Annotated in this window: 12 protein-coding genes and 3 tRNA genes; 4 read left to right on the forward strand and 11 right to left on the reverse strand. The window is 61.5% G+C overall.

What is annotated here, in order from left to right; all coding sequences use genetic code 11:
* Positions 1 to 41 precede the first annotated feature (41 nt).
* The 6 genes from hfq to nnr form a co-directional block, all read right to left on the reverse strand.
* Positions 42 to 350: an RNA chaperone Hfq gene (hfq, locus tag ACMGF9_RS21830; RefSeq protein WP_004933678.1), complete on the reverse strand. Its 309-nt coding sequence runs from the start codon at positions 348 to 350 to the stop codon at positions 42 to 44.
* A 114-nt stretch (positions 351 to 464) separates the two neighbouring features.
* Entirely contained in the window at positions 465 to 1,406 is a 942-nt protein-coding gene (miaA, locus tag ACMGF9_RS21835) for a tRNA (adenosine(37)-N6)-dimethylallyltransferase MiaA (protein ID WP_004933679.1), read from the reverse strand.
* A complete protein-coding gene (mutL, locus tag ACMGF9_RS21840; protein WP_021504942.1) occupies positions 1,399 to 3,282 on the reverse strand; it encodes a DNA mismatch repair endonuclease MutL in 1,884 nt (627 codons plus the stop codon). Before mutL ends, miaA begins: the two co-directional genes overlap by 8 nt.
* 22 nt (positions 3,283 to 3,304) lie before the next feature.
* The gene (gene amiB / locus ACMGF9_RS21845; RefSeq protein ID WP_004929933.1) at positions 3,305 to 5,101 is read right to left on the reverse strand and encodes an N-acetylmuramoyl-L-alanine amidase AmiB; all 1,797 of its coding nucleotides are present in this window, start codon (positions 5,099 to 5,101) and stop codon (positions 3,305 to 3,307) included.
* Between the two features lie 7 nt (positions 5,102 to 5,108).
* A complete protein-coding gene (tsaE, locus tag ACMGF9_RS21850) occupies positions 5,109 to 5,579 on the reverse strand; it encodes a tRNA (adenosine(37)-N6)-threonylcarbamoyltransferase complex ATPase subunit type 1 TsaE (protein ID WP_015376387.1) in 471 nt (156 codons plus the stop codon).
* Between the two features lie 10 nt (positions 5,580 to 5,589).
* Positions 5,590 to 7,104, reverse strand: coding sequence for a bifunctional ADP-dependent NAD(P)H-hydrate dehydratase/NAD(P)H-hydrate epimerase (gene nnr, locus ACMGF9_RS21855; protein WP_031300152.1), 1,515 nt, complete (start codon positions 7,102 to 7,104; stop codon positions 5,590 to 5,592).
* Here nnr and queG point away from each other — a divergent pair.
* Entirely contained in the window at positions 7,103 to 8,242 is a 1,140-nt protein-coding gene (gene queG / locus ACMGF9_RS21860) for a tRNA epoxyqueuosine(34) reductase QueG (protein WP_021504945.1), read from the forward strand. The two genes, nnr and queG, sit on opposite strands and share 2 nt — an antisense overlap.
* A 311-nt stretch (positions 8,243 to 8,553) precedes the next feature.
* Here the strand turns inward: queG and ACMGF9_RS21865 are convergent.
* From ACMGF9_RS21865 to orn, 4 genes are all read right to left on the reverse strand, one after another.
* Positions 8,554 to 8,629: transfer RNA gene (locus ACMGF9_RS21865), tRNA-Gly, on the reverse strand.
* Between the two features lie 54 nt (positions 8,630 to 8,683).
* Positions 8,684 to 8,759 (reverse strand) — tRNA-Gly (locus tag ACMGF9_RS21870).
* Between the two features lie 66 nt (positions 8,760 to 8,825).
* Positions 8,826 to 8,901 (reverse strand) — tRNA-Gly (locus ACMGF9_RS21875).
* A 192-nt stretch (positions 8,902 to 9,093) separates the two neighbouring features.
* A complete protein-coding gene (gene orn, locus ACMGF9_RS21880; RefSeq protein WP_004929689.1) occupies positions 9,094 to 9,639 on the reverse strand; it encodes an oligoribonuclease in 546 nt (181 codons plus the stop codon).
* 244 nt (positions 9,640 to 9,883) lie between these two features.
* On the opposite strand from orn, the gene rsgA reads away from it, so the two are divergent.
* The 3 genes from rsgA to mscM all read left to right on the forward strand — a co-directional run bounded on the left by rsgA (position 9,884) and on the right by mscM (position 15,264).
* Positions 9,884 to 10,933, forward strand: a complete 1,050-nt coding sequence (gene rsgA / locus ACMGF9_RS21885) for a small ribosomal subunit biogenesis GTPase RsgA (RefSeq protein WP_021504946.1) — start codon at positions 9,884 to 9,886, stop codon at positions 10,931 to 10,933.
* Positions 10,934 to 11,009: 76 nt separating this feature from the next.
* Complete coding sequence (gene asd / locus ACMGF9_RS21890) at positions 11,010 to 11,903, forward strand: archaetidylserine decarboxylase (protein WP_015376384.1); 894 nt, start codon at positions 11,010 to 11,012, stop codon at positions 11,901 to 11,903.
* Between the two features lie 13 nt (positions 11,904 to 11,916).
* Positions 11,917 to 15,264 carry a miniconductance mechanosensitive channel MscM gene (gene mscM, locus ACMGF9_RS21895; RefSeq protein WP_312425704.1) on the forward strand — a complete coding sequence of 1,116 codons (3,348 nt, stop codon included), beginning with the start codon at positions 11,917 to 11,919 and terminating at the stop codon, positions 15,262 to 15,264.
* 68 nt (positions 15,265 to 15,332) lie between these two features.
* Here mscM and epmA read toward each other — a convergent pair whose 3' ends face one another.
* On the reverse strand, positions 15,333 to 16,310 hold the full coding sequence (gene epmA, locus ACMGF9_RS21900; RefSeq protein WP_031300154.1) for an elongation factor P--(R)-beta-lysine ligase: 978 nt from the start codon (positions 16,308 to 16,310) through the stop codon (positions 15,333 to 15,335).
* Between the last annotated feature and the right edge of the window lie 153 nt (positions 16,311 to 16,463).

Genomic DNA, 16,463 nt, shown 5'->3' on the forward strand with positions numbered 1-16,463 from the left:
GGCTGCTTATGCTCCCCGTCATGGTTGACTTGCAACGCGCTTTATTCAGCGTCATCGCTTTCCTGCTGCGGCTGTTGCTGCGCAGACGGATTGTTGCCATGGTGATAGTTGCTTGAACCGCCGCTCGGGTTGTTGCTGTGATGCGAAACCGGACGTGACGGGACAACGGTAGAGATAGCGTGCTTGTACACCATCTGGCTAACCGTGTTCTTCAACAGGATGACAAACTGGTCAAAAGACTCAATCTGGCCTTGCAGCTTAATACCATTCACCAAATAAATAGAAACCGGAACACGTTCACGACGCAATGCGTTCAGGAACGGATCTTGCAAAGATTGCCCCTTAGCCATTCTATCTTTTCCTTATTTGCTTGTTGTTTGTAACTAAGAACCTGTCGGCTCTAAAATAAACGACGTAAAAAATTTGCGCGCTGAATACTCAGCAATTGTACACAATCACCCAACCTATGCACTAACAACCTGTGTCACCGAGTCCAAAGCCTCTCCCGGCTTTTCACTGTCCAACCAATGGACCGACTCCCAACCCCGTAACCAGGTCATCTGGCGTTTAGCCAACTGACGCGTTGCGCAAATACCACGATAAACCATCTCATCGTAACTAATTTCACCAGACAAGTATGACCACATCTGGCGGTAACCGACACAGCGAATGGAGGGCAAGTCCGTATGCAAATCACCCCGTGCGAAAAGTGCACGCGCTTCCGTCTCAAAACCCGCCGCCAACATTTGATGGTACCGCAGCTCGATGCGTTGATGGATCAACTCACGGCTGGTCGGCGCTATCGCAAATTGGTGAACTTGATACGGCAACGATTCACCCGAAATTTTAGTCAGTTCCGTTAAAGTTTTACCCGAAATAAAAAAAACTTCCAGTGCTCTGGACAGTCTCTGCGGATCATTCGGATGAATTCTCAATGCTGCGACCGGATCGATCGCCTGTAACTGACGGTGCAACGCCTCCCAGCCCTGCTCCGCCGCTTGCCGTTCGATGCGCTCGCGCACCGCGGGATCGGCGGACGGCAACGGCGACAATCCTTCCAGCAACGCCTTGAAATACAACATGGTGCCGCCCACCAACAGCGGAATGCGGCCGGCGGCGGTGATGTCGGCCATCTCTTTCAACGCATCGGCGCGAAACTCCGCGGCCGAGTAAGCTTCGGCGGGATCGCGGATATCGATCAGCCGGTGCGGCGCCTGCGCCAATTCTTCGGCGCTCGGCTTGGCGGTGCCGATATCCATGCCGCGGTAAATCAGCGCGGAATCGACGCTGATCAGTTCCACCGGCAGGCGTTCGCGCAGCGCGATCGCCAGCGCGGTCTTGCCCGAGGCGGTTGGCCCCATGATGAAAATAGCCGGGGGACGTGGTGTCATTTCAGTGTCAGTCATGCTTGAGGGCCGCCAGTGCGGCCTGTAAATCAACGGGTTGTAAAAGTCCGCTCGGTGGCGATTTGACCAGCTGCGGGCAAAGTCGTTCAACGTCGGTCAGCAATTGTATCGCTTGCGAGGTGTTCCACTGTTCATGTTCGCTGCCAAGGCGGCGAGCGAGCCAGGTAGCCAGCACCGCGGGCGACATCTCCTGATGTTCGGCCAGATAGCCTAACAGTTCGGGTATCAGTTTTTGTAAATTTTGTTGGCGTAATGGTAAAGGCACTGCGCGCAGCGTCACACGGCCGTGATCCGCCTGCAGATCCAGCCCCATCATCGTCAGCAGCGCCTGATGCCGCGCGATGGCCGCCGCTTCGCTCTTCTCCAACGTCAGCTTGACTGGGATCAGCAGCGGCTGCGGCCGCAGCCCTTCTGCCGGCGGGTTGAGCTGCGCCTGGCGCAGCCAGCGTTCCGCCACCGTCAGGTTAAGCAACGCCGGCTGCTGGCGCTGTTCAATCAACGCATAACACGGCGGATGGATCATCAGCACCCGGCCAAAGCTGTGTTGCCCGCTCGCCAACGGCGTTTCCGCTGCGGCTTTCGCCGGCGGGAACAGCGGCGGCTTGCTCGGGGTTTCCGGCGCGGCCTCGGCCGGCAGCTCGGCGGCGGGCTGCATCAGTTTACCGTACAGCTCGCCTTCGCGTTTTTGGTAACCGCCCGCCGTTTGCCAACCGGGCTGCGGCGCGCGCTCGCGGGCGGCGCCGGGCGATGACGGCGTTTCACGACGCGACGCCGGCAAAGAAAAATGGTTGCCGCCGGCGGCGACGCGGTTTTCCTGCTGCCAGACCGGCGCGGGCGCTTCGTCCGGCGTTTCCGCCAGCGGCAGCAACGGCGTCTGCCCGGCCTGTTGCAGCACGGTGGTCACTGCCTGGTAGATAAAATCGTGCACCAGCCGCGCCTGATGGAAACGCACCTCGTGCTTGGCGGGATGAACGTTGACATCCACCTGGTGCGGATCGACCTCCAGATACAGCACGTAAGCGGGCTGCTGATCGTCCTTCAACTGATCCTGATAGGCCTGACGAATGGCGTGATTGATCAAACGATCGCGCATCATGCGACAGTTGACGTAACAATACTGCATTTCACCCAGTTGGCGTGCCCCGGCCGGATCCGCCACCCAACCGCGGATGCTCAGATCGCCGTGCTGCCAGTCGATGCTCAACGCATGCTGTAAAAACGCCGGGCCGCAGATGCTGCCTAAACGGCGCTCGTGCTGGCTCTCTTCCTTCGCCGCCCGGTATTGGCGGATCAGTTTGCCGTTGTGGCTGAGGTTGATCGCCACATCGAAACGCGCCAGCGCGATGCGCCGCACCACTTCATCGATATGGCCAAATTCGGTTTTCTCGGTGCGCATGAACTTGCGGCGCGCCGGAGTATTGTAAAACAGATCCAGCACTTCCAGCGTGCTGCCGACCGGGTGCGCGGCGGGTTTGACCGTCACCGCCTGCTCGCGCCCTTCGGCGTAGGCTTGCCACGCTTCGCTCTGCTCGGCGGTGCGCGACGTCAGGGTCAAACGGGACACCGAACTGATACTGGCCAGCGCTTCGCCGCGAAAACCGAGGCTGACGATCGCTTCCAGGTCGTCGAGCGTGCTGATTTTACTGGTGGCATGCCGCGCCAGCGCCAGCGCCAGGTCGTTCTTGCCGATGCCGCAGCCGTTATCGCGAATGCGGATCAGCTTGGCACCGCCGCGTTCGATATCGATATCGATGCGCGTCGCACCGGCGTCCAGACTGTTTTCCACCAGCTCTTTGACCACCGACGCGGGGCGTTCAACCACCTCTCCGGCGGCGATCTGGTTGGCGAGCTGTGGCGGTAACACCTGGATAGGCATGCTGACTCCTGTAGCGGTGGCGCTAGGCCTGCGGAATGGTCAACGTCCGATCCAGCGGCGCGACGTCCGACTTCAGATTATTGACCCGTTTCAGATCGCCGACGCTGACCCCATAACGAGAAGCGATAGAGGACAGCGTGTCCCCACGGGCCACTTTATGTTTAGACGGCTTCTTCGCCGGCGTTTTCGCCTTGGCGACGGCGGTGACGGCGGCGGTTTTCCCCGCCGGCACCTTCAGGCGTTGCCCGACCCACACGCCGTCTTTCTTCAGTTTGTTCAGATCCCGCAGGGCCGCCATGGTGGTGCCGTAGCTGTCGGCGATGCCGGACAGCGTCTCCGCCCGCTTCACCACGTGGATCTGGGTCTTGCCGCTAACGCTGCGGCTCGCGCCGGCCGGGCTGACGATAGGCTCCGGCTGGCGCACGTCTGGTGTTGAGGTGTTAACCGCCGCTGCGACGTCCAGCGGTCGGTTTTCCACCTTTGGGTCGGCTTGCAGCGGATGCGCCAGGAAGTAGCTGCGCAGGCCGTTATGAATGGCCTTGGCAATCTTCTCCTGATACGCGCTACTGCCCAGCAGCCGCTCCTCCGTGCTATTACTGATAAATCCTGTTTCCACCAGCAGCGATGGAATATCCGGCGAACGCAGCACACCCAGGCTGGCGTGTTCCGGCCGGCGTTTATGCAACGAGCCGACGCTCTGAAGCTGCTGCAGCACCTTCACCGCCACATCGTACCCGACGCGCTGCGAGTGGCCGAACTGCAGATCCAGCACCGCCTGGCTCAGATAAGGGTCGGCCTGGCTATTGGCCAGCAAATCGCCGGCGCCGCCGAGCAGCTCAGACTGCTTCTCGTGCTGTTCCAGCCAGCCGGCCATTTCGCTGTTGGCGCGGCGGTTGGACAGTACCCAGACGGAAGCGCCGCTGGCGCTGCGGTTTGGCGCGGCATCGGCGTGGATGGAGACCAGCACGTTGGCGCCCTGTTTGCGCGCAACGTCGGAACGCCCCATCACCGAGATAAAATAGTCGCCGTTACGCGTCAGCACCGGTTTGAACTGCGGATCGGCGTCCAGCATCGCCTGCAGGCGGCGCGCGATGGCGATGGTGACATTCTTTTCTTTCAACCCGCTCGGGCCAATGGCTCCCGGATCCTGGCCGCCGTGGCCGGCGTCGATCGCCACCACCACCCGATCGCCGGAACCGGCGGAAACGCGGCTGCTGCGCGGCGTGACCTCAGTGGCGGTGCCTGCGACCACAGTCTGTTTTTGGGTAAAGGGATTCGATCCCGTCGGCGCTTTGCGCAGCGGCGGCTCCGGCGCTTCACGCACCGCAACCGGCGCCTGACGCGGCGGTTGACTGACGGCGACCGGCGGAGGCGTTTGCACCGGCGCTTTACGCGCCACGATATTGGCGCCGCCTTCGGCCGAAATGGTGAACACCACGGTATGCACGCCGCCGTTCTGGCGAGTGGAAACGCGGGTTTTGGCGCGCTGGGTCAGATCAAACACCAGACGCACGCTCTGAGCGTCTTTCGGCGCGCTGGAGCGAATGCTCTTTACCAGGTTTTGCCCGCTAAAGTTGAGCGGCAGGCCGCCGACTTTGCCCTTCTGGTTAACGTCCAGCACCACCCGTTCCGGGCCGTGCAGCGGGAAAAACGCATAGTCCGGCGGGCCATTGAAGCTCACCGACACCGTCGCTTCGCGTTGGGCGTTCGACACTTTGATATCGGACAGCGAGGACGCCGCCAGCGCGTTCAACGCGCCGAGCGGCCCCAGCACGGCGATCAGCATGATGACCGCAAATTTTTTCAACACCTGCGTCATTGCAGCATCATCCCTGTGATCCATGAATGCGGTCTAACAGCTGGCTGCCGTAAGCAGAAATCGCCTCGATCTTCGCCTCTCGCCCCTCGCCCTGATAGCCGAGGTGCAGCGCCAGGTCCGGCTCCGGCAGCACGCCGGTGCCCTGCTGCGGCCATTCGACCAGGCAGATGGCGTCTTGCGCGAAGTAATCGCGAATGCCCATGAATTCAAGCTCTTCCGGATCGGCCAGGCGATACAGATCGAAGTGATACACCGCCAGCGGCTGCAAGGCATAGGGTTCCACCAGCGTGTAGGTCGGGCTTTTGACGTTGCCCTGATGCCCCAACGCCTGCAGGAAGCCACGGCTGAAGGTGGTTTTACCGGCGCCCAGGTCGCCGTAGAGATAGATGACGCTGGCGCGATCGCAGGCCTTGGCCAAAGTGGTGCCCAAAGCGACAGTCGCTGCCTCGTCCGGCAGAGGTAAAACGAGTTCTTTCATTCGATAAAGTCTATTTTGCCCACTCAGGGTTAACGAAATGAAGGATGTCCGGCAGTAAATCGGTCGCCAACATGCCTCTTGTTCCTTGTCTTTCCGCTACGCGATCGCCGGCCGCGCCATGCACGACGCAGCCCGCACAGGCGGCATCATACAGCGGGAGCTTTTGCGCCAGCAAACCGCCGATGATGCCCGACAGCACATCGCCCATGCCGCCGGAGGCCATGCCGGCGTTGCCGACGTCGGCGATCGCCATCTGCCCCTGCTCATCGGCGATCAGCGTACCGGCGCCTTTCAGCACCGCCACGCCGCCGTAGCGCGCCGTCAGCTTGCGCACGGCAAGTAAGCGATCACTCTCGATGTCGGCAGTGCTGCAGCTCAACAGCCGCGCCGCCTCTCCAGGATGCGGAGTCATCACGCGATTCTGCCGTTTCTCGGGATTTAATGCCAGCAAGTTCAGCGCATCGGCGTCCCACAAGGCTGGTTTATCGCTGGTTTGCAGCACGCTCAAGGCGTTTTTGCCCCACTCAGCCTGGCCCAGCCCCGGGCCAATCACCAGCACATCCGCCCATTGCATCGCCTGCCGCAGCGTCGCCTCGTCGAGCGCCTGCGCCATCAGCTCCGGCCTGGCCGCCAGCAGCGGCGCAACATGATCAGTGTGAGTAAGCACTCGCACCAATCCAGCCCCGCTGCGCAGCGCCGCTTCCGCCGCCATGCGAATGGCGCCGCCGAATCCGCGGTCGCCGCCCACCAGCAGCAGACGACCATGTTCGCCCTTATGGGCGCAGGGGCGCCGCGGATGCAGCCAGCGCGGCAACGCCTCGGCGGTAAGCCGCTGAATCTGCTCCGGTTGCTTCGCCAACCAATCCGATAAGCCTAGCGCATTCTGATGAAGTTGCCCGACCCAGTCGCGCGCCTGCCCGGTCAGCAAACCCGGCTTGAGGCCGATGAACGTGACGGTATGCGCGGCACGCACCACCGCGCCCGGCGCCGCGCCGCTTTCCGCCAGCAGGCCGGACGGGATATCGAGCGCCACCACCGGCGCCGAATGGCGGTTGGCGGCCTCAATCAGCGCATCAAAAGGCGCGCGCGGCGCGCTGCCAAGGCCAGTGCCCAGCAAGCCGTCGATAATGAGCGAAACAGACGCCGGCCAGCGGCTGTTCGCCGGCAGAATGTCGCCGCCTGCAGCTTGCCAGGCCTCGCGAGCCGCTGCGGCTTCCGGTGGCAAAGGGCGTGCGCCTTCGCAGGCGATCAGCGTCACCTGCACGCCCGCCGCCTTCGCCAGGCGCGCCACCACATAGCCGTCGCCGCCGTTGTTGCCGTGGCCACACAGCACCAGCCAGTGGTCACGGGAGGGGTACGCGTTGCGAGCCAGCGCGTAGGCCGCCTGACCGGCGCGCTGCATCAAATCGTAAAGAGAAATACCGAGCGAGGCCGCCGCCGCGGGTTCCGAGCGACGGATCCAATCCGCAGGCCAGACAGAGTGTGGTAAACTGTCAGCGTATGCTTTTTCACTGTGGCCCGTCATGACGCACCCCCTCGATCTTCATCAACTCGCCCAACATATCAAGCAATGGGGGCAATCGCTAGGATTCCAGCAGGTTGGCATCTGCGATACCGATCTGAGCCTTGAAGAGCCGAAGCTGCAGGCCTGGCTCGACAAGCAGTACCACGGCGAGATGGAATGGATGGCGCGCCACGGCATGTTGCGCGCACGCCCTCACGAACTGTTGCCGGGCACGCTGCGAGTGATCAGCGTACGCATGAACTACCTGCCGGCCAAGGCGGCGTTCGCCAGCACCTTGCAGAATCCGCAACTGGGCTACGTCAGCCGCTACGCGCTGGGGCGTGACTATCACAAGCTGTTGCGCCAGCGCCTGAAAAAACTGGGCGATCAGATCCAGGAATACTGCGGCGAGTTGAATTTCCGCCCCTTTGTCGATTCTGCGCCGGTGATGGAGCGCGCGCTGGCCGCCAAGGCGGGCATCGGCTGGGTTGGTAAACACTCACTAATTCTCAACCGTGAAGCCGGGTCGTGGTTTTTCCTCGGCGAGTTGCTGATCGATCTGCCGCTGCCGGTGGATCGGCCGCAGGAAGAGCAGTGCGGCCGCTGCGTCGCCTGCATCACCACTTGCCCGACCGGCGCCATCGTCGCCCCCTATACTGTCGACGCCCGGCGCTGCATCTCCTACCTCACCATCGAGCTGGAAGGCGCGATCCCGGAAGAATTCCGCCCGCTGCTCGGCAACCGCATCTACGGCTGCGACGACTGCCAGCTGATCTGCCCGTGGAATCGCTTTTCGCAGCTCACTGACGAAGACGATTTCAGCCCGCGCGCCGCACTGCATGCGCCGCAGCTGATCGATCTGTTCAACTGGACAGAAGAAAAATTCCTGCGCATCACCGAAGGCTCGGCGATACGCCGCATCGGCCACCTGCGCTGGTTGCGCAATATCGCCGTGGCGCTGGGCAATGCGCCTTATGAGGACGGCGTCGTGCTCGCGCTGCGCACGCGTTTGGGCCAGGACAGCATGCTGGACGAGCATATCCACTGGGCGCTGGCGCAACAGCTTGCTCGCCGTGAAGCGCAGGGCATCGAGGTGCAGACGGCACAGAAAAAACGGCTGATACGGGCTGTGGAAAAAGGTTTGCCGAGGGACGCCTGACGGCGTGCGCCGCGCGGCCGCATCACCGGCATCCTTACTCTGTGGATTTGTGCATAAAAATAAAAACACGTTGTCTTTCAACTGCAACAAAAAGAGCAAGTGATCGGCATAACGTTTTGGGATAAATAAATAAGTATATAAATCAAATAGATAAATATTTAATTTGTATGACGTTGATTTTTCAGGCAGGCGAGTTTATGTGCAGAGGCTGTGGATAACTCTGTTCACAACATTTTTACCGGGCGTGTAAAACGGGACAAAAATCCGCGCCGGATAAGGCGTTGGACTTGAGTTTGAAACGAAGAGAAAATTGGAGCGGGAAACGAGACTCGAACTCGCGACCCCGACCTTGGCAAGGTCGTGCTCTACCAACTGAGCTATTCCCGCATAGAGATGCTTTCGGCATCCGGTCACCAAACACTGGCGTGACCTTTGAATTTTTGGAGCGGGAAACGAGGCTCGAACTCGCGACCTCAACCTTGGCAAGGTTGCGCTCTACCAACTGAGCTATTCCCGCGTCGCATAGGTACTGCTTGATACTGCTTTATTTATTCATCATGCCGCATCGCGACATTGTTGAATTTGGAGCGGGAAACGAGACTCGAACTCGCGACCCCGACCTTGGCAAGGTCGTGCTCTACCAACTGAGCTATTCCCGCCCGGCGTATCGATGGTGGAACGTTACGAAATTCTTCATCGGTACGGGGTGCGCATTATACGAGAAATCCTTTTTGCCGCAAGCCCCTGAAAGCAAAAAAACGCGATTTTTGTTTGATTGCCGATTAAAGCGCCAGATTGGCGAATTAAGCGGCTAAAAACGGCGTATTTTCCCCGCAGGGGCCGCCATCGCCTTAAAGCTGAATGAAATGTTCGCGGTAATAAGCCAGTTCGGCCACCGATTCGCGGATGTCATCCAGCGCCTGATGGGTGCCCTGCTTCTTAAAGCCGCCAAGAATTTCCGGCTTCCAACGGCGTGCCAGTTCCTTCAGCGTGCTGACGTCCAGGTAGCGGTAATGGAAGTAGGCTTCCAGCTCCGGCATGTAGCGGAACAGGAAACGGCGATCCTGGCCCACGCTGTTGCCGCAGATCGGCGATTTGCCGGCCGGCACCCATTGCTGCAGGAAGGCGATGGTTTCCAGCTCGGCGGCGCGATCGTCCTGGCGGCTGGCTTTCACCCGCTCCACCAGCCCGCTGCCGGTATGGGTGCGCACGTTCCACTCGTCCATCAAGGCCAGCTGCTCGTCGGATTGGTGCACGGCGATCACCGGCCCTTCGGCCAGGATGTTCAGGTTGGCGTCGGTGACCAGCGTGGCGATCTCGATAATGCGGTCACGCTCGGGATCCAGCCCGGTCATCTCCAAATCGATCCAAATCAGGTTATTTTCGTTTCCTGTCATGATGTTTCCTGCCTAAAAGCCGAGAGAAAAACGCTGTGCGGACGAGACGACGGGCGCCGCCGGTGGCGACGCGCCGCAGCCGGCGGCTAACAACGGTTATTTAATATAAAATAGCGTGTATCATAGTCTTTTTGGTCGCCTTGGGCGACATATACCCTGACGGGTTCAAGGCTGCGCCGGGGGCAACTCCCCGCCGCGGCTGTGCATATACGTAAAGGTATAAAACCGATTCAAGTGAGGCGCAGTGAGTAAGAACAAACTGTCCAAAGGTCAGCAACGCCGCGTGCAGGCGAACCATCAGCGCCGTTTGAAGCGCGCCGATAACAAACCGGAACCGGATGATTCCCAGCTGGGCGAGCCGCAGGAAGGCGTCGTCATCAGCCGTTTCGGCATGCACGCCGACGTTGAAGCGCCGGATGGCACTCAGCACCGCTGCAACATCCGCCGCACGCTGCGTTCGCTGGTCACCGGCGATCGCGTGGTGTGGCGCCCCGGCCTGGGCACCCATGAAGGGGTGAAGGGCATCGTGGAAGCGGTGCACGAGCGCACCTCGGTGCTGACGCGCCCGGACTTCTATGACGGCGTGAAGCCGATCGCCGCCAATATCAATCAGATCGTCATTGTGTCGGCGATCCTGCCCGAGCTGTCGCTGAACATCATCGACCGCTATCTGGTGGCCTGCGAAACGCTCGAAGTCGAGCCGCTGATCGTGCTCAACAAAATTGACCTGCTGGACGCCGAAGCGCGCAAGCTGGTCGACGGCATGATGGATATCTATCGCAAGATTGGCTACCGGGTGCTGGAAGTCTCCAGCCAAACACGGGAAGGCATGGCGGAGTTCGAACAGGCGCTGGCCGGGCGCATCAGCATCTTCGCCGGCCAGTCGGGGGTCGGCAAATCCAGCCTGCTGAACGCGCTGCTGCCGCCGTCTGAAGAGCAAATTCTGGTAAATCAGGTTTCCGACGTATCGGGCCTCGGGCAACATACCACCACCGCCGCGCGGCTGTACCATTTCCAGCACGGCGGCGACGTGATCGACTCCCCCGGAGTGCGCGAGTTTGGCCTGTGGCACCTAGAGCCGGAACAAATTACCCGCGGCTTTGTCGAATTCCGTGATTATTTAGGCGGTTGCAAATTCCGCGACTGCCGCCACGATACCGATCCCGGCTGCGCTATCCGCGCGGCGATGGAGAAAGGCGATATCGCGCAAGAGCGTTTCGACAACTACCACCGCATTCTGGAAAGCATGGCGCAGGTGAAGGTTCGCAAGAACTTCACGGACGCCGCAGACTGACACTGACGGGCGGGCATTGACGACGGCGGAGCCCTCGTTACAATGCGCGCCCTTTACCCTGATTCACGAGGTTAACGTGCTGGATAGCATCAAGATTAAACTGCAATATTGGCTGCCGAAGCTGGCGCTGACCCGCCTGGCGGGCTGGGGCGCCGACAAACGTGCCGGCTGGCTGACCCAACTGGTGGTCAAAACCTTCGCCCGCTACTACCGCGTGGACATGCAGGAAGCGCAAAACCCGGACCTGGCGTCTTACGCCACCTTCAACGACTTCTTCGTGCGCCCGCTGCGCGATGGCGCGCGCCCGATCATCGCCGACGCCAACTGGCTGGCGCTGCCCGCCGATGGCGCCATCAGCCAGCTCGGCCCGATCCGCGAGGATCAAATCTTCCAGGCCAAAGGCCACCACTACAGCCTGGAAGCGCTGCTGGCCGGCAACTATCTGTTGGCCGAGCCGTTCCGCAACGGCCTGTTCGCCACCACCTACCTGGCGCCGCGCGACTATCACCGCGTCCACATGCCGTGCGCCGGCGTGCTGCGCGAAATGATCTATGTGCCGGGCGATCTGTTCTCGGTCAACCCGCTCACCGCCGCCAACGTGCCTAACCTGTTCGCACGCAACGAGCGCGTGATCTGCGTCTTCGACACCGACATCGGGCCGATGGTGCAAATCCTGGTCGGCGCCACCATCGTCGGCAGCATTGAAACCGTCTGGGCCGGCACCGTCACGCCGCCGCGCGAAGGCATTATCAAGCGCTGGACCTACCCGGCCGCTGGTGAAGAAGGCGCCATCACATTGGAAAAAGGCGCCGAGATGGGCCGTTTCAAGCTCGGCTCCACGGTGATCAACCTGTTTACCGCAGGCAGCGTGCAGTTTGCGCCGCAGCTGCATAACGGCACCGTCACCCGCATGGGTGAAGCCTTCGCCGAAATCCCGGCCGCCGCTGAAACACCACAGACCCCGATCTAAAGGAATCGACGCCGTGCGCCTTTTCATCACGCTTTTGCTCGGTTGCCTGTTGTGGCAACCGGCGCTGGCCGCCCCCGTGCCGACCGAGAGCCAGCTCAAACAGGAGCTGAAGCAGGCGGAAAGCAGCAAAAACGCGCCGAATCAGGCGGAGACCACCGAGGCGCTGCAAAGCGCCCTCAACTGGCTGACGGAGCGCAAAGAGTCGCAGACTCGCTCCGAGCAGTATCAGAGAGTGATAGACGATTTCCCGAAGATGACGCAGGAGCTGCGCCGTCAGCTGGTGCTGGAAAGCAACAAGATCCTGCCGAACGGCGACGATCTGCCGGCCGCCGAGCTGGAACAGCAGATCCTGCAAACCAGCAGCCTGCTGCTGGAACAGGCGCGCCTGCTGCAGCAAGAGCAGGATCGCACGCGGGAAATCAGCGATTCGCTCGGCCAGTTGCCGCAGCAGCAGACCGACGCTCGCCGTGCGCTGACGGAAGTGCAGCGCCGCCTTCAGGCGCAGCCTGCCAACCCGACCACGCCGTACGCGCAGGCCGCCCTGGCCCTGCTGCAGACCGAAGCGGCGGCGCGCAAAGCCAAAGTGGACGAGCTGGAGCTGGCACAACTGTCGGCCAACAACCGGCAGGAGCTGGCGCGCATGCGCGCCGAGGTCTATAAAAAGCGCCACGAGAAAATAGACGTGCAGCTGCAGGCGCTGCGCAACAACCTCAATGCCCAGCGCCAACGCGAAGCGGAACTGGCGCTGGAAAGAACCGAGCAGTTGGCCGAGCAGAACGGCGACTTGCCAAGAAGCATCAGCCAACAGTTGCAGATCAACCGCGAACTGTCCGCCGCGCTGAACAGCCAGGCGCAGCGCATGGATCTGATTTCGTCGCAGCAGCGGCAGGCGGCGGCGCAGACGCTGCAGGTGCGCCAGGCGCTGAGCACCATCATCGAACAGGCCCAGTGGCTCGGCTCGTCGTCGGCGCTGGGGGAAACCCTGCGCGCCCAGGTGGCGACGCTGCCGGAAATGCCCAAGCCGCAACAGCTGGACGGCGACATGGCCCAGCTGCGCGTGCAGCGCCTGCAGTTTGAAAATCAGCTGGAAAAGCTGTCGCAGCGCGAATTCAAGCGCGACGACGGCAGCGCGCTGACCAGCCAGGAGCAGCGCATCGTCGATGCCCAGCTGCGCACCCAGCGCGAGCTGCTGAACTCGCTGCTGTCCGGTTGCGACACCCAAATCCTCGAGCTGACCAAGCTGAAGGTGGCCAACACCCAACTGATCGAAGCGTTGAACGAAATTCGCGACGCCACCCACCGCTATCTGTTCTGGGTGCCGGACGTCAATCCGATCAACTTCTCTTATCCGCTCAACGTGGCACACGATCTGACGCGCGTCCTGTCGTTGGACACGTTGTCGCAGCTCGGCGGCGCCTTCATGATGATGGTGACCAGCCGCGAAACGCTGATCCCGATCTTCGGCGCCCTGCTGCTGGTGATTTTCAGCATCAGTTCACGCAAGCACTATCACGCCTTCCTCGAGCGCGCCAGCAGCCGCGTCGGCAAGGTGACGCAGGACGAATTCTTCCTCACGGTGCGCACCGTGTTCTGGTCGATTCTGGTGGCGATGCCGCTGCCGGTGCTGTGGGCCGCGCTCGGTTACGGCCTGCAGAGCGCCTGGAACTACCCGGTGGCAGAAGCGATCGGCAAAGGGGTGACCGCCACGCTGCCGATCCTGTGGATCTGCATGATCTGCGCCGCCTTCGCCCACCCGCAGGGGCTGTTCATCGTGCACTTCCGCTGGCCGGCGAAGCAGGTTTCGCGCGCCATGCGCTACTACAAGATGTCGATCTGGCTGATCGTGCCGCTGATCATGGCGCTGATCACCTTCGATAGCCTGAAAGAACGCGAGTTCGCCAACACCCTGGGACGGCTGTGCTTTATCCTGCTGTGTCTGGCGCTGGCGCTGGTCACCCACAGCCTGAAACGCGCCGGCATTCCGCTGTATCTGGATAAAAACGGCTCCGGCGACAACATGCTCAACAGCGCCTTCTGGGGGCTGCTGCTGTCGGCGCCGCTGCTGGCGGCGCTGGCCTCGACCGTCGGTTACCTCACCACCGCGCAGGCGCTGTTGGCGCGCCTGGAGACCTCGGTGGCGATCTGGTTCCTGTTGCTGGTCATCTACCACATCATCCGCCGCTGGATGCTGATCCAACGGCGGCGCATCGCCTTCGATCGCGCCAAACAGCGCCGCGCCGACATCCTGGCCCAGCGCGCCCGCGGCGAAGACGAAACCTCGCACACCCCGAACAGCACCGAAGGCGCCATCGATCCGGACGATTCGGACTTCGATCTGGACACCATCAGCGCCCAGTCGCTGCGGCTGGTGCGGTCGATCCTGACGCTGATCGCGCTGGTGTCGGTGATCGTGCTGTGGTCGGAGATCCACTCCGCGTTCGCCTTCCTGGAAAACATCTCGCTGTGGGACGTGACTTCGACGGTCAACGGCGTGGAAACCGCCCATCCGATCACCCTCGGCGCGGTGCTGATCGCCATTCTGGTGCTGATCATCACCATGCAGCTGGTGCGCAACCTGCCGGCGCTGCTGGAGCTGGCGGTGCTGCAGCACCTGGATCTGTCGCCGGGCACCGGCTACGCCATCACCACCATCACCAAGTACTTGCTGCTGCTGTTCGGCGCGGTGCTCAGCTTCGCCTGGATCGGCATCGAATGGTCAAAACTGCAGTGGGTGGTTACCGCGCTCAGTCTGGGGTTGGGCTTCGGCATGCAGGAGATCTTCTCCAACTTCATCTCCGGCCTGATCATCCTGTTCGAGAAACCGATCCGCATCGGCGACACCGTGACGATCCGCAACCTGACCGGCACCGTCACCAAGATCAATACCCGCGCCACCACCATTTCGGACTGGGATCGCAAAGAGATCATCGTGCCGAACAAAGCGTTCATCACCGAACAGTTCGTCAACTGGTCGCTGTCGGACACCCTGACCCGTGTGGTGCTGACCGTACCGGCGCCGGGCGAAGCCAACAGCGAGGAGGTGACCAAAATCCTGATGAACGCCGCCGAACGCTGCTCGCTGGTGCTGGATAATCCGGCGCCGGAGGTTTACCTGGTCGATCTGCAACAGGGCATCCAGATCTTCGAGATGCGTATTTACGCCGCCGAGATGGGCCACCGCATGCCGCTGCGCCACGAGATCCACCAGCTGATCCTGGCGGGCTATCGCGAGCACGGCATCACGCTGCCGTACCCGCCGTTCCAGGTGCGCACCGAGACGCTGTCGCGGCTGACCAACAACGGCCGTACGCCGCCGTCTACGCCGGCGCCGAATACCAAGCGCGACGCCGGAGGGCTGTAAGGGATTCTCGCGATAAAAAAAGGGCCGGCAAATGCCGACCCTTTTTGCTTTTCTTACCGCCTGAAACGTCAGGCGATCCCGACCGGGAAGGCCAACACGTCGCTTAGGCTCTCGGCGCCCAGCGCCAGCATCACCAGACGATCCACGCCCAGCGCCACGCCGGAACATTCCGGCATGCCGTGCTGCAACGCCGCCAACAGGTGATAGTCGATCGGCTGCTGCGGCAGACCGCGCTCCGCGCGTTTGCGGTTGTCCTGCTCGAAGCGCTGCTGTTGTTCACGGCCGTCGGTCAGCTCGCGGAAACCGTTCGCCAGTTCGATGCCCTTGAAGTACACCTCGAAACGCTCCGCCACGCGGTGGTCTTCGGTGCTGATCTCCGCCAACGCCGCCTGGCTGGCCGGGAAGTGGTAAACGAACGCCGGCTTTTCACGGCCGATATGCGGTTCCACGCCCACGGTGAACAGCAGCTGCAGCAGCGTATCGCGATCTTCTTCGGTATCGGCGATGTTGCTCAGATCGAGTTTGGCCGCCGCTTCGCGCAGCTGCGTCTTCTCCGCCGACAGCGGATCGATGTCCAGATGGCGCAGGAACGCCTGCTGATAAGACAGGGTCTCCGCGCTCTCGCAGTCCAGCACCTGTTGCAGCAGATCGTCCACCTCATTCATCAGGCGGTACATGTCGTAGTGCGGACGGTACCACTCCAGCATGGTGAATTCCGGGTTGTGATGCCGCCCGGCTTCTTCATTGCGGAAGCTGCGCCCCATTTGGTAGATCGGGCCGCTGCCCGCCGCCAGCAGGCGCTTCATGTGATATTCCGGGCTGGTCATCATGTATAGCGTCAGGCCCTCTGCCGCCCCCGGCCCGACGAAACGCGTCTCGAACGGGAACAGGTGAACGTCGGTGACCGTCGCCTGGCTCATGGTGGGCGTCTCAACTTCCAGCACGCCACGATCGGCGAAGAAACGCCGGATCTCAGCCAGAATCGCTGCGCGTTTCAACAAATTGGCGATGGGTGCACTAGGCTGCCAGCTTGCCGTTTCGCTCATGGTAATTAACTCCGAAATCAAACAGGGGATGCAGTCTACTCGCATCCTTGCAGCCAAACAAATTCTTCACGATGCGCAACCGGCCATAACGCCAATTTCCGATAAATAGGCGGCAAAAGCGCGTTAAAAAGGGTAAAGCACGCCGAACGCGCG

Source organism: Serratia sp. BNK-23, assembly GCF_047456145.1.
GTDB classification, from domain to species: domain Bacteria; phylum Pseudomonadota; class Gammaproteobacteria; order Enterobacterales; family Enterobacteriaceae; genus Serratia; species Serratia nematodiphila.